The sequence below is a fragment of the Anaerolineales bacterium genome (assembly GCA_016928575.1).
In the GTDB taxonomy this organism is placed as follows: Bacteria; Chloroflexota; Anaerolineae; order Anaerolineales; family RBG-16-64-43; genus JAFGKK01.
In genome coordinates this window covers 1-12,409 of record JAFGKK010000046.1, presented here as the reverse complement: position 1 = coordinate 12,409, position 12,409 = coordinate 1, and the positions used below count along the sequence as shown (strand labels likewise).

Below are 12,409 nucleotides of genomic sequence, written 5' to 3'. Positions count from 1 at the left end.
GGGAAAGATGATGATAAGATATCCGCACGGAGGCACCCGCCGGAAGAAGCAGAATGATCCCGCATCCGGCGGCTGCAGGAGCGTACCCCAGATGCTGGCTTCTCCCGACCGGAGATTCGATCCGGGGGTTCGCGGCGGCTGGTTGATTCCCCTGACCATCGTCGTGGCCTATATCGCCGGATTCGTAGCCCTGGGCTCCGAATTGGGGCTGGAAAAATGGCTGGTCCTGATTCTGCTGGGTGGCATTCATCTGGCCCTGACGCGTGCCGATTCCTTCTTTTTCGGATCCGGCACGCCGGTCAAGGTCGGCCTCTACTTTCTCCTCAACGCCGCGATCTGCGCCGGGATCCTATACCTGGGCCAAGGAGTTTTCTGGCTGATCCTGATGCCGCTGGCCAGCACGGCCGCGGCGATCCTTTCGCGTTGGGCGACGGCGGTTTTTTATGCGCTGCTGCTGGCGATTTTCATCCTGCCGTTCCAATGGGGGAATCCCTCTTACGCCGTCCAAAACCTTCTGATTTTCGGCTGCGCGCTGGTGTTCGTCTGGGTTTTCACCGAGGTCTCCGTGCGCGATCAGCAGGCGCGCCGCGAAGTCGAGCGGCTGGCCGGGGAACTGGAGCAAGCCAACGCCCGCCTGCGGGAATCGGCCGCCCAAGCCGAGGAGCTGGCCCGTTCGCGGGAACGCAACCGCTTGGCGCGCGAAATCCACGACAGCCTCGGGCATTACCTGACGGTGGTCAATGTTCAGCTTGAGGCGGCCCGGGTTCTGATGGGGAAAAAAGGGTGGAAGCAGGACGCGCCGGATCTGGCCGCCGCGCTGGAGAAGGCCCAGACCCTCACCCGCAGCGGATTGGCCGACGTCCGCCGCTCGGTGGCGGCCTTGCGCGCCGATCCATTGGGCGAGAGGCCGTTTTGGGAGGCGGTCCAGGCGCTGATCGCCGAAAATGAGGAGGCGGGTTTGCTCGTTTCCCTGCGCCGGGAAGGATCCGCGCGGCCGGCCGCCCCGCAGACGGAGCTGGCGCTGTACCGAACGCTTCAGGAGGCGCTGACCAACGTCCGCAAGCATGCCCGGGCTTCGAAGGCGGACGTGACGGTGGAATACCTGCAAAATTCGGTGCGGCTGGAGGTTGCGGATAACGGGGTCGGATTTTCCTCCGCCGAAGACGGAGAGGAAAAATTCGGCCTGAGGGGAATCCGCGAACGAGCCGAGATCCTTCATGGGACCATGGAGATCGGCATCAATCCCGGCGGCGGGGTGCGCTTGGCGGTGGAGTTGCCGGTTGGAAAAGGCCGAACCGGTACATGAGACCGGCGCAGTCGTAAATGCCGAGGCGGCTTCCAAGGCCGCCTCGGTCTGTTTTTCGCGGCGCGGGCGCCGCGATCGGCGATCGCGCCTGCCTCTAGGGCGAGATCGTGATGCTCACGATGAGCGAGTCGAAAAGCGTGATGCTCGGAAGGAACGAGGCCTCCGGTTGGGCGTTCAACTGGTTGGTGATGTCGGCGATGTAGGATTCGTATTGATCGCAGAATTGTCCCTGGTCTACACCGCCGGGGAAGGGCATGGCGCTGGCGGGCAGGCTCGGATGCGAGATGTGCAGGACGGCCGAAACGTAGAATTGCCCGTCGCCGGTCAGCCCCTGGTATACGAGGAACATATCCTCGTTGTTGATCGGCGCGCAGTATTGCGCGTATTCGGAGATGAACCGGATCCCGCTTCCGTTGACAAAGGGAACCACCCGGTAATGGGCGTGGAACACCTGCGCCGCGCCGAAGATGTCCAGAACCGGCAGGGCATCCGGACCGGGGGAGCCGCCGGCGGTCAGCGACCGCAAAGCGTCCACGCGGGCGGCGGCCTGCGGCTGGAGCGCCAGAAAATCCGCCAGGCGGTAGACGTTGATCCGCCGGAAGTAGACTTCGCCCGGAAGGGCGTACCCCTCGAGGGTGATCCGGGTGTGCTGGGGGGTCTGCCAGGGATCCGCATCGAGGTTCGGCGGGACCGTCTCGCAGTTGTAGGTGGAGGCGATGGCGGGATCCAAATAGAACGAAATCTCATTGCATTGGACGTTGGGTTGGAGGGCCGGGGTTTCGGCGACCGTCGGCGTGACCGGCGGTTGGGGAGTGTTGGTGGCGGCCGGCGGCTGGCTGGTGGCGGCCGGCGATTGGGGGGTCGGGATGTTGCAGGCGAGCATCAGGGCGGCGAGCGTCAACGCAAGAACGGAAAGTCGTCTCATGGGATCCTCGCTTTCGGGCATTATTATAAATGAAACCGGGATTCGGTTTTTCCGAACGGGTGGCCGAAGAAATCTGAAGGCTATCGAGCAGGGCCGAAGGGGCGCATCGAGGCCGTAAAAAACGGCCAGACCACCTTCGTTCTTCCGGCTGGCTGCCGTTCCGCCGTGCGCCTTTTGAATTGGATGATATGATGTTCTTATGGATTGAGAGGAAACGATCGCACGGAAAGGATGCGGCTTCGGTCTTTCTACGGTCTAAAAAATGACCCCGCTTCCCCCATCCCTCCACCGGCTGCCCTGGAAAAATCCGCCGATAACAGACGCCGGGGGAAGGAAGCGGCTCGGGCGGGAGCCCGGGCTATTTCAAAAGGAATAGGCTGCCAAGAAACCCCATGCCGCCCATCCGATTATTGCTCGTCGACGATCAAACGTTGTTCCGGGAAGGGTTGCGCACTCTGCTCTCCGTCCAGCCTGACGTGGAAGTCGTCGGCGAGGCCGGGAACGGCGAAGAAGCCCTGCGCCAAGCGGCCGCGCAGAAAGTGGACGTGGTCCTGATGGACCTGCAGATGCCGGTGATGGACGGGGCGGCCGCCACGCGCCAGCTGAAGAGGGACCAGCCTTCCGTAAAGGTGATCGTGCTCACCACCTTCGATGACGACGAAAACGTCTTCGAGGGATTGCGGGCCGGTGCGGTGGGATACCTGCTCAAAGACACCCCCTCGGCGAAACTGGTCGAAGCCATCCGCCTGGCCGCGCGCGGCGAATCCTTCCTCGAGCCGTCGGTGGCGGCCAAGGTGGTGTCGGAATTCGCCCGCCTGAGCCCGCGGCCGACGGACGCCTTGGCTGAACCGCTTTCCGAGCGCGAATTGGAAGTATTGCTCCTTGTGGCGCGCGGAGCGAGCAACAAGGAAATCGCGGCCGAACTGGTGATCGCCGAGGGCACGGTAAAAAACCACCTGACCAACATCCTCGCCAAGCTCGACGCCTCCGACCGGACCGAGGCGGCGGTGAAAGCCAGGGAGTACGGACTGATTTAATCCCGATCAGCGGTGACGGGCCATCGTCGGTCGATGATCTTTACGACGCCGACCCATCCTTCCCCGATCGGTTGCTGCGTTATTCCTTTTCCGCATCTCCCATGGCGCCGCCCTCCGAATTGCTGAAGAATTATCCAGGCGCAATCCCGGTGTTTCCGGTTCTGTTCGCCACCCCGGCGCCCGCCCTCGCAAAGCGGGGGTGCTCGTGGCCGGGGTTCAGCGTTTTTTTGGTGATGTTGTATGCCGGCGTGAATTCGCGCCGGCATGACGATCGCCGGGTGCGCTGTCGCTTTTTTCCCGTTTTTGCGCGATGAGGAATACCCCAGGTCTGCCCCCGCTGTGCGGGGCTGTTCTTGGGTGCCCGCAACGGCTTGCCGCTGCGGGGCCGGGGTTGCGATCCTTGAAGCCGCGCGGCGTGTCGCGCGGCTGTTCTATTTTTTTTTGCAGAAGCCCCCAAAACAGACGCTTCGCTTCCGTCATGGCCTTGCACATCCTGCAGGCTTCGAGCTGTTTTCCATCCGCGATTTTTTAAAGGTTGGACGTTTGGCGGTTCGGATCAATCCCCTGCGGGTGAGATGGGGGATGCCGGTGTATTTCCTTTCCTTCGTCGTGATCACAGCCCTGCCCTCGCGTTCCCTGATGGAGAAAGGGGAGCAGGGTGCCGGAGTATTCACGGGGGCTCTGAGGCGAAGGCCGGAAACGTGGGACAGGACGGTGAAAGATCCGCAAAGGGGGAGAGTCTTTCCTTAAGCGCAGCCAGGGGTGAGTCAAGGGGTGGGACTTGGGGCGGGAGAACGGAGAAAATGACACCGACACGAGGGTAGGGATCGGATGGGGGAAAGGGAGCGGTCTAAAAACATACGAAAACTTGGAAGGGTAGCAGAAGCCGTTTTATCGGAAATCGACGATTCATCCGCCGCTGGCTTGCGGTATGCCCTTCCCATCGCCGGCAGTGCCTACTCCTATTCCGGAGCATGACCGGAAACCTACCTGAACATGACCCGGAAATAGCCATCCCGGCCGATGCGTTCCGCGGCACAGGGGCGTATATTCTTCCAAGTCCAAATTTGGGAGGCGCCATGTCGATCATCCTCGAGGTCAACGAATTGGTAAAGCGGTATCCCGGCGCGGCCGAACCGGCCGTGAAGGGGATTTCCTTCGGGGTCCGCCGCGGCGAGGTATTCAGCCTGCTGGGGCCCAACGGGGCTGGAAAAACCACCCTGATCGGAATGCTTTCCTGCCTGCTCGCGCCGACCGGCGGCGACGCCGTGGTGGACGGACATTCGATCCGCGCGCAAGCCGACGCGGTAAAGCACATCATCGGGATCGTCCCGCAGGATATCGCCCTTTACCCGACTCTTTCGGCGAGGGAAAACCTGCGGTTTTGGGGGTGGATGTACGGGCTGGGAGGGAAGGACCTCGCCCACAGGATTGAATCCATCCTGGAAACGGTCGGGCTGAAGGACCGCGGAAACGAGCGCGTCGATTCCTACTCCGGCGGCATGAAGCGCCGGATCAACATCGCCGCGGGCCTGTTGCACCGGCCCAAGCTCGTGTTCCTCGACGAGCCGACCGTCGGGATCGATCCGCAAAGCCGGCGCAACATCCTGGAAATGGTCAAAGCGCTCAACGCGCAGGGGATGACCGTGCTCTACACCACCCACTACATGGAGGAGGCGCAGGAACTCAGCCAGCGGATCGGGATCATCGACCACGGTAAATTGATCGCGCTGGGCACGCTCGACGAACTAACCCGTTTGGTCGGCCGCCAAGACGAGATCGAACTCAAGCTCGCCGCCGAACACGCCGGGCCGGAATTGGCCGAGGCGCTGGCCAAGGTGAAAGGGGTGCGGGGGGCCCGATCCGAGGACCACACCGTGCGCCTCGTGGCCGAAAACGCCAACGAATCGCTGCCCGATGTGATCTCGCTGACCAACGCGCGCGGCGTGAAAGTCGTCGGAATCGACGTCCGCGAACCGAACCTTGAGGCGGTCTTTCTGCACCTCACCGGCCGCGCCCTGCGGGATTGACGGGGAGGAGCGATGAAAATCCTACGGATCGCCTTTAAGGATTTGACCGTCGCCTTCCGCGACCGGACGGGATTGCTGCTGATGCTGGCCGCGCCGGTGGTGCTGACCTTCGGCATGGCCCTGGTGAGCGGGCGCATGACGGGCTCTTCCGGACCGACCCTGGCGGACATTCCGGTGATCGTCGTCAACCGGGATGACGGGGAGATCGGGCAAATGTTGGTGGAGGCGTTCTCCTCCGACGCGTTGGCCGGGCTTCTCGATGTGGGGATCCTGCAAGACGCCGCCGCCGCCCGGACGGAAGTGGACCAAAACCGGGCCGCCGCCGCGGTGGTGGTCCCCGCCGGCTTCACGGAGGCGATCGTCGGGGGGCAGGCTCCGGACGTCCGGATCGAGGTGTATGCCAACCCCGAGCGGGAAGTTTCGGCCCAGGTGGTGACGGCGGTCGTCGAATCCTTCGTGCAACAGATCGAACTGGGGCGGGTGAGCGGCCAAGTGGCGGTGGAGCACATGCTGGCGGCCGGCTTGATCGCTCCCGCGCAGGCGCAGGATATCGGGATGCGCGTGGGCGCGCAGGCCGCGGATGTCGATTCCGGCGCCACCCTCCGGCTGGTCTCGACGGAAGATTCGGTTTCGGCGGAGGTGGAATTCGACCCGATGTCGTACTTCGCCCCCTCGATGGCGATTTTCTTCCTGATGTTCACCGTGTCCCTCGGCGGAAAAAGCCTGCTGGACGAGAAGAGCACCGGGACCCTCGGCCGGCTTTCGAGCGCGCCGATCGGCGAGGCTGCGATCCTGGCCGGGAAAATGTTGGGGATCTACCTGACGGCCCTCGCGCAGATGACGATCTTGATCGCGGTCAACGCCTTGGTCTTCGGCGTGACCTTCGGCGACGGGCTGGCGGTGTTCGCGCTGGTGGCCGCCCTCGCGGCCGCGGCCACGGGGTGGGGGATCCTGCTGGCCGCGCTGGCCCGCACGCCCAGCCAGGTGACCACCATGGGATCGGCGATGATGCTGACCTTCGGCGTTCTGGGCGGCAACTTTGTCTCCATTACGGGCATGCCGGAGTGGTTCCGGTGGATTGCGCGGATCACGCCCAATGCCTGGGGCCTCGACGGGTTCGTCGCCCTCGGCCTTGGGGACGGCCTGCCGCAGATCGCCGGGACCCTGGCGGCGCTGCTGGTCATGGCCGCACTGCTCTTTTTGGCATCGGTTTGGTTGCTGCGGCGACGCGGCGTTTTGCACGGATAATCCGCTGGGGTTGGGAGTTTGGGCATGAAAAAAATTCTCGCGATTGCCTGGAAAGACACCGTCATCCGGTTTTCCTCCCGGACGGAATGGCTGTTCTTCATCGTCCTGCCGGTGGTGTTCACGCTGGTGATCAATTTCGGCGTGGGTTCGGCCTACGGTTCGGACGGCGATTCGCGGATCCCGATTTTTGTGGTGGACCAGGACGGGGGGGAACTGGCGCGGGATCTGATCGCGGCGTTGGATTCTTCGGAGACCGTGCGCGTGAAGCTGACCGGCGCCGCCGAGGCGGAGCGGGGCTTCAAGGAGCGCGAAGCCCCGGCGATCCTGGTCATTCCGGCCGGTTTGGACGAAGCGCAGGCCGCGGGGGAGGCGATCGACCTGCAGTTCACCGCCGCCGCCGGAAACACCGACGCGGTCGCCGCCCAGCAAGCCGTGCAAGCCGCGCTTGGGGCGGTGGGCCGGTCGCTGCAGGCGGCCGGCATCATCACCGCCGCGGCGGAGGAGATCCGGCCGTTTGCGGATGACTTCGCGCGGCAGGCGTTCTACGACGCCGCCAAAGCCGATGCCCAATCGAGGTTCGCGCTTCGGCCCGAATGGATCGCGGTGACGACGGCCGCTCCGGCGGCGGCAGAGGAATATGCGTGGACCCCGGCCGGGCAGGCGTCCGCCGGCCAGCTGATCACCTGGGTGTTCATCCCCCTGCTGGCGATCTCGGAGATGTTCGCCTACGAGCGCCAACAGGGGACTCTCCGGCGGCTGGTCAGCGCACCGATCGGCAAGGCGGCCGCACTGCTGGGAACCATCGTCGGCCAATTGGCGACGGCGCTGGTGCAAATGATCCTGATCGCCACGGTCGGGACGGCCCTGTTCGGCCTGCCCTGGTGGCGTGAGCCGGCGGCGACCCTGGCGATGTTCGCCGCCTTCGGCTTGGCGTCGGTCGCCTTCGGCACGATGCTGGGGACCTTCGTGAAAACCCAGGCCCAAGCGGGCGGGATCAGCCTCGCGCTCGGCATGTCGATGGCCATGCTCGGCGGCTGTTGGTATCCGCGGGAGCTGTTTCCGGACATCGTGCAGAAGATCACGCTGGCTCTGCCCACCACCTGGTCGATGCTCGGGATGAACGCCATCCTCCTGCGCGGGCAGAACCTGGCGGAGGTGCTGCCCGTGGCGGGCGTGCTGTGCGGTTTTGCGGCCGCGTTCTTTGCGGTTGGCCTGCTTCGGTTCCGTTACGAGTAGGGCGATGGCGGGAAGGAAGGCTGTCGGAGCCCGTCCGGTTTGCCCGCCGTTGGCATTCACGACCATCTTGCCTTCCATCCGGCGCTTGAGGCCGGAGGAGCGGAAAATTGGTTCCCGCCCCAATTTGATCCGGGTCTTCCCGCTCCGGTCGTGGGAGAACCGGCGTGAAAGGGTTCCATGGTTTTAGACAGAATGGTTCCACGGTGCCCGTTCCGGGAATATCTCGACATCGTTGGAATCCCGATTCTGGTTTCGCCGGCTTTGGTTTTGGTCTGCGGGCTATTGGTCCGCCTCTAGGGCGGGATTCCAGGCGGCTCCATTTCATTCACGACGACGCTTGCCGGCATGGTGATGGGAACACTGCGAGGAGCCCGGGTGGCGGGGATGTCCGCAGAAGCCGCCGGATCGGCGGATGAGTCGGGTTGGCGATCGCCGGCTTCCTGCGGGGCACAGGGCGCATCGGGAACCGCCTGAACCCCCGGCCATTTCGCCGCTCCCGTGGCTACCCATAAGCGGCTGTTCCGGCGCGATGGCCTGACCGGCACGGAACAGCGGATACGACATGATTCCGGTCTGCCCGTTTCCCTTCGCCGCGACCGCCGGATGCTTCATGCTGAGAGAAGAGTCCGCGGATGCCAGGCGGATGGCGGCGAACGGATAACAAGGACTGGGTACTTCCGAGGCCGTAGCGATACTCGGCGGCGAAATTTTTATGGGGATTTCGAAAGGGCGTCGATCCGAAGCCATGATCCGGCGAGGCCTATTTTCATACCGCCGAAGTGAGCCTTACGGCTAAATGGATTTTCCGGATTGCGGTGTCGAAGCCAAAGGCAAGGCGGGTGCCATCCGACCCGCCCGGAAACGGGATCGGCGGAACGCGCGGCGGATGGAGGGGTTTTAACCGTGTTGGTCGAGCAACGGCATTTATCCGACGGTGCCATTCCCTAACCCCATGCCGATTTTTTGACCCAGGCCTTTTTCGGTCCCGGCCTGCGGCGCCGTGCGGGGCGGCGGCGGAGAATCCGTTCACGGGCTGTATTGTCGGAGGATGCATGCCTTGGACGACTTGCCGCCGAAATCCCTCCGCAAGGTACACCCCATGGTGAGAAAAATGAATGAAAAAAGGGCAACCAAGGCATTGGGCTTGTTTGTGCTCATCAGCTTTCTGTTCTCTTGGGTCCTCTTCTTCTTCGGCGATTTGTGGTTGGAGCCCATGTTTGCGCAACGGTGCGAAACGGCCGCGGCCAAATTGTCGGTTCTGATCGGACATACGCTGGCGATGCTTGGGCCGGCTTTGGCGGCGCTTTTGCTGTGGCGTTTTGTTCGCAAGGAAGAGCCCCCGGCCTGGGAGTGGAGCCGCCCGAAGTATTACTTGTGGGCCGCGTTGGCGATGCTGGCGATGTGGACTGTGCCCGGAGGAATCGGTCTCCTGTTTGGTGATTCGATCGTTTCGCCGATCCCGGAATATGTATGGATCGCCATCGCCGTGGAGCTGGCGTTCGGATGGATTTCCGGGATGGGCGAAGAGACGGGATGGTGCGCCTATCTGCTGACCCTACTTGCCCCAAAAGCCGGCAAAACGCGGGCTGCGGTCATCTCGGGCGCCCTTCGCGGGCTGTGGCACTGGCCGGTGCTGGTCTCGCCGGTCATTTTGCAGGTCGCCCTGGGAGAAAGGACCCCTCTGGAATTGGCGGGAGCCGGGGTTGTCATCGCGCTGCAGTTGACCCTTGGCAACATCCTGTTCGGATCGGTCCTGGGGTGGATCTGGTATCGGACGGAGAGTATCCCGCTGGTCGGCTGGACGCACTACTGGCACAACCTAACGCGTGACGTGACGATCATGCTGCTGGTCGGCTATGGCAGCGGCTTGTGGGCGGCGTCGTGGAGCGGTCTTATTCCGATGATCCTCGGCATTGCACTGCTGGATCGTATGCGGAGATCGGAAAATCTGGGATGGCGGCAGGTGGTCGGCCTTTCGAAGGGCCAAAGGACAAAGGGAGCGGCAGAGCCGGGCGGCGTGGGTCCGGGGACGCACATCGCCCTTACTCGCCATCCGGAATTTGCGGACATGATGCAAGCCTATAAAGTGCTTATCGACGGCGTCGAGGCGGCTTCGATTCGCGACGGCGAATCCATCGCCGTGCCGGTATCCGCCGGAACGCATACGCTCCACCTGACGATGGACTGGTGCCGCTGCCGGCCGGTCGAATTCGCCGTCCGCGAAGGGGAGTGCGTGCGGTTCGAATGCGGCAACCATCTTGGAGGGTGGCGCGTGATCTTCGCCCCGGTCTACCTTACCCTGCTCAGCGGCCGGTATATGTGGATTCGGCGGATCGAATAATTCCGTCGGCCGGCTCCGGCTGGAAGGCGGACCGGCGGGCGCCTGACAGGAGGCCTCAGCGATGGAAGGATTTTTTCCCCGTCTGGCCAGCGGCGTCTCCTGCGGTCTGTGCATCCGCATAGGCCCGGCCTTCTCGATCTGCGAGGAAAGCCTGCGGCAGGGAAAGACCCTGCTCGCCTGCACCCAATGCGGGCAGTGCGGTGACGTCTGCCCGAAGCAGGCGATCGCATTCCATGCCCGCGGAACGGGCGTCGGTATTCGCCCCGAACTGGCGCGGGTGCTCTTCCTGTTTCCGGCGTTCCTTGTCTTTGCCGCGGGGAACGGCGGGACAATCGCGTTCGGCCTCGGCCATCTGCTCCGGCTGATTTTCATCGGAAGCGTTTCGTAGGACCGCGGGGTGGACGATCGGGTTTTTGCGGGAATCGCCACGCATTTTGAAAATGGCGGTCGCGGCGGGAGCCTGCGGCGGTCAGCCGCCGGCTTCCTCCGGCATTCCCATGGAAAACCGGAGAAGGATCATGTCTACGGTAAGGTTGATGCTCGGATATCTCTGGGCCGGCGCGGCCCTGATCGTGGTGCTCGCGGCCTTCTTCGGCGCGGAAGGGTGGATGCGGATGATCGCCGACAGCGGCCTGCGGGTTTCCCCCTGGATCACGCTCGATGCGGTGGGTTTTCGATCTCCCACGGCCGGTACCGGACGCAGGTTCACGAGCCGGTGTTCATGGGATGGATTTGGGAGACGGCCGGCGGATTCGTTAAGGTGGATTGGACTCCGCGGGACGCCGCGCCGGAAGTGATCGACGAGGAAGTCGATTACGACGGCGACGGGCTTGCGGACTTCCGCGTGGTGTGGGATACGCGGAGCGGGGACATCGCGCTATTTCCCTTCGCGGACAATGTCCTCTATCTCGAAGGGAAATATCAATTGAGGGATGCCTGGGCGATACGGGTGTGGGTGAAAAACCCAAACCGGTGAACAAGAAAGACGCCGTCTCCGCGCCCGCCCCGGAATCGCCGGCTTCTCCGATCGGACCAGCCGATTCGAATAAAAAACAGGCGGCGGGCGGGGGCTGCCTCGGACGCCACGGTGGTATACTGCTTGACCCTTGGAGGCATAAACCCCGGCACGCACAAGCGTAACAACAATCTCCAGGCCCCCTCTTCGCGGGGGTGGAAACGGCGTGCCATCATCGATCCCAAAGGAGGAATGTCATGACGAGTGCCCATCAGCCAGAAACCGGCTCCTTCCTTTCCCGAAACCCGAGACCGGCGATCGCGATCACCGCTGTGGCGTACTTGCTTTTGGGATTCCTGGAGCAATTGCCGGGAACGTATCTTCCCCCGGTGCTGTATTTCCTGACCTTGGGAGTTTTGGCGTTGGTTTTGATGCCCTTCGTATTGGGTCTGCCCAACGGCCGCAAGCCGCTGCGGAATTACTTGGAGGATATTCGGCTTCTCCCGGTGAAGCCGCTTGTCCGGAACATCCTGCTCGGATTGCTGCTGGCGGCGTTGGCCCTGGCCGCAATCCTGGCGGCGGCGCTGGCCACCGGGCGCTTCGCGCTGGATTGGAGTCACGTTCCGGCCTTGCGATGGGTGAAGGGGCTCACCCGCGGCATTTGGGAGGAAGTCTTCTTCCGCGGCATCATCCTGGTGCTCTTCATGAAAATCTTCTCCAAGGGGAAGGCCGTATTCTTCGCCACATTGCTGTTCGCCCTCATTCATATCAATCCCCTGCGCTTCGACGCGGCGATGGCGGTGGATGTTTTCAGCATTTTTCTCATCGGATTGCTTTTTACCTACGTGGTTTTAAAAACGGGTTCTCTGCTTCCGGCGATTGTATTCCACTATGTCTATGACATCTTCGTGCTGTTGGTGCAGAACACTCCGGGCGCGGATCAAACGACCGCCTTGGCGCTGTTGTATGCGTTCCTTTGGCCGGCTCTCGCACTCGGGGCGCTGTTGACGAAATATATCGTTGAGCATTGGCCGGCGGCCGGGGCAAAATCCTAGAGCGTTTTACGATTGAGATTGAGGCGGATTATTTAGAACCCCCATCCGGATTAGTTGGATGGGGGGAGGAGCTTTTGGGGGGCGGGGAAGATAGGATGCCGTCTGCCGCCGGTCTCCCTCCCCCCTGGGTTCCTCCGTTTGGTGAGTTCAGTCTTAGTCCCCGCATCCCGAAGGGATGGGGGGAGGAGTTTTTGGGGGGCGGGGAAGATAGGATGCCGTTTTCCGCCGGTTCCCCCCCTGGGCTCCTCCGTTTGGTGAGTTCAGTCTTAGTCCCCG

The 12,409-nt window shown here is 63.0% G+C and carries 12 protein-coding genes; 9 read left to right on the top strand and 3 right to left on the bottom strand.

Going from position 1 to position 12,409, the window contains the following annotated elements; translation table 11 throughout:
• Window positions 1-91: 91 nt before the first annotated feature.
• Window positions 92-1,306 carry a sensor histidine kinase gene (locus JW929_06110; protein MBN1438968.1) on the top strand — a complete coding sequence of 405 codons (1,215 nt, stop codon included), beginning with the start codon at window positions 92-94 and terminating at the stop codon, window positions 1,304-1,306.
• A gap of 94 nt (window positions 1,307-1,400) precedes the next feature.
• Here JW929_06110 and JW929_06105 read toward each other — a convergent pair whose 3' ends face one another.
• Complete coding sequence (locus JW929_06105; GenBank protein MBN1438967.1) at window positions 1,401-2,231, bottom strand: hypothetical protein; 831 nt, start codon at window positions 2,229-2,231, stop codon at window positions 1,401-1,403.
• Between the two features lie 392 nt (window positions 2,232-2,623).
• On the opposite strand from JW929_06105, the gene JW929_06100 reads away from it, so the two are divergent.
• Window positions 2,624-3,268 (top strand): response regulator transcription factor, encoded by a 645-nt coding sequence (locus JW929_06100; GenBank protein MBN1438966.1) that lies wholly within the window; start codon window positions 2,624-2,626, stop codon window positions 3,266-3,268.
• 216 nt (window positions 3,269-3,484) lie between these two features.
• On the opposite strand, the gene JW929_06095 is transcribed toward JW929_06100, so the two are convergent.
• Window positions 3,485-3,748: a hypothetical protein gene (locus JW929_06095; GenBank protein MBN1438965.1), complete on the bottom strand. Its 264-nt coding sequence runs from the start codon at window positions 3,746-3,748 to the stop codon at window positions 3,485-3,487.
• Between the two features lie 599 nt (window positions 3,749-4,347).
• Between JW929_06095 and JW929_06090 the strand changes: the two genes are divergently transcribed.
• The 5 genes from JW929_06090 to JW929_06070 all read left to right on the top strand — a co-directional run bounded on the left by JW929_06090 (window position 4,348) and on the right by JW929_06070 (window position 10,511).
• On the top strand, window positions 4,348-5,298 hold the full coding sequence (locus tag JW929_06090; GenBank protein MBN1438964.1) for an ABC transporter ATP-binding protein: 951 nt from the start codon (window positions 4,348-4,350) through the stop codon (window positions 5,296-5,298).
• Window positions 5,299-5,310: 12 nt separating this feature from the next.
• Entirely contained in the window at window positions 5,311-6,546 is a 1,236-nt protein-coding gene (locus tag JW929_06085; protein MBN1438963.1) for an ABC transporter permease, read from the top strand.
• A gap of 24 nt (window positions 6,547-6,570) precedes the next feature.
• The gene (locus JW929_06080; GenBank protein MBN1438962.1) at window positions 6,571-7,782 is read left to right on the top strand and encodes an ABC transporter permease; all 1,212 of its coding nucleotides are present in this window, start codon (window positions 6,571-6,573) and stop codon (window positions 7,780-7,782) included.
• Window positions 7,783-8,893: 1,111 nt separating this feature from the next.
• The gene (locus JW929_06075) at window positions 8,894-10,123 is read left to right on the top strand and encodes a CPBP family intramembrane metalloprotease (protein ID MBN1438961.1); all 1,230 of its coding nucleotides are present in this window, start codon (window positions 8,894-8,896) and stop codon (window positions 10,121-10,123) included.
• 61 nt (window positions 10,124-10,184) lie between these two features.
• Entirely contained in the window at window positions 10,185-10,511 is a 327-nt protein-coding gene (locus JW929_06070) for a hypothetical protein (GenBank protein MBN1438960.1), read from the top strand.
• Between the two features lie 81 nt (window positions 10,512-10,592).
• On the opposite strand, the gene JW929_06065 is transcribed toward JW929_06070, so the two are convergent.
• Window positions 10,593-10,808, bottom strand: a complete 216-nt coding sequence (locus JW929_06065; GenBank protein MBN1438959.1) for a hypothetical protein — start codon at window positions 10,806-10,808, stop codon at window positions 10,593-10,595.
• A 36-nt stretch (window positions 10,809-10,844) separates the two neighbouring features.
• Between JW929_06065 and JW929_06060 the strand changes: the two genes are divergently transcribed.
• Window positions 10,845-11,099: a hypothetical protein gene (locus JW929_06060; protein MBN1438958.1), complete on the top strand. Its 255-nt coding sequence runs from the start codon at window positions 10,845-10,847 to the stop codon at window positions 11,097-11,099.
• Window positions 11,100-11,335: 236 nt separating this feature from the next.
• Entirely contained in the window at window positions 11,336-12,133 is a 798-nt protein-coding gene (locus JW929_06055) for a CPBP family intramembrane metalloprotease (protein MBN1438957.1), read from the top strand.
• The last annotated feature ends 276 nt before the right edge of the window (window positions 12,134-12,409 follow it).

Bases quoted from the DNA above. Each gene is read 5' to 3' on its own strand.
- JW929_06070 (MBN1438960.1), top strand. From the start codon at position 10,185: ATGGAAGGATTTTTTCCCCGTCTGGCCAGCGGCGTCTCCTGCGGTCTG.
- JW929_06110 (MBN1438968.1), top strand. From the start codon at position 92: ATGCTGGCTTCTCCCGACCGGAGATTCGATCCGGGGGTTCGCGGCGGC.
- JW929_06105 (MBN1438967.1), bottom strand. From the start codon at position 2,231: ATGAGACGACTTTCCGTTCTTGCGTTGACGCTCGCCGCCCTGATGCTC.
- JW929_06055 (MBN1438957.1), top strand. From the start codon at position 11,336: ATGACGAGTGCCCATCAGCCAGAAACCGGCTCCTTCCTTTCCCGAAAC.
- JW929_06080 (MBN1438962.1), top strand. From the start codon at position 6,571: ATGAAAAAAATTCTCGCGATTGCCTGGAAAGACACCGTCATCCGGTTT.
- JW929_06095 (MBN1438965.1), bottom strand. From the start codon at position 3,748: ATGACGGAAGCGAAGCGTCTGTTTTGGGGGCTTCTGCAAAAAAAAATA.
- JW929_06075 (MBN1438961.1), top strand. From the start codon at position 8,894: ATGAATGAAAAAAGGGCAACCAAGGCATTGGGCTTGTTTGTGCTCATC.
- JW929_06060 (MBN1438958.1), top strand. From the start codon at position 10,845: ATGGGATGGATTTGGGAGACGGCCGGCGGATTCGTTAAGGTGGATTGG.
- JW929_06100 (MBN1438966.1), top strand. From the start codon at position 2,624: ATGCCGCCCATCCGATTATTGCTCGTCGACGATCAAACGTTGTTCCGG.
- JW929_06090 (MBN1438964.1), top strand. From the start codon at position 4,348: ATGTCGATCATCCTCGAGGTCAACGAATTGGTAAAGCGGTATCCCGGC.
- JW929_06085 (MBN1438963.1), top strand. From the start codon at position 5,311: ATGAAAATCCTACGGATCGCCTTTAAGGATTTGACCGTCGCCTTCCGC.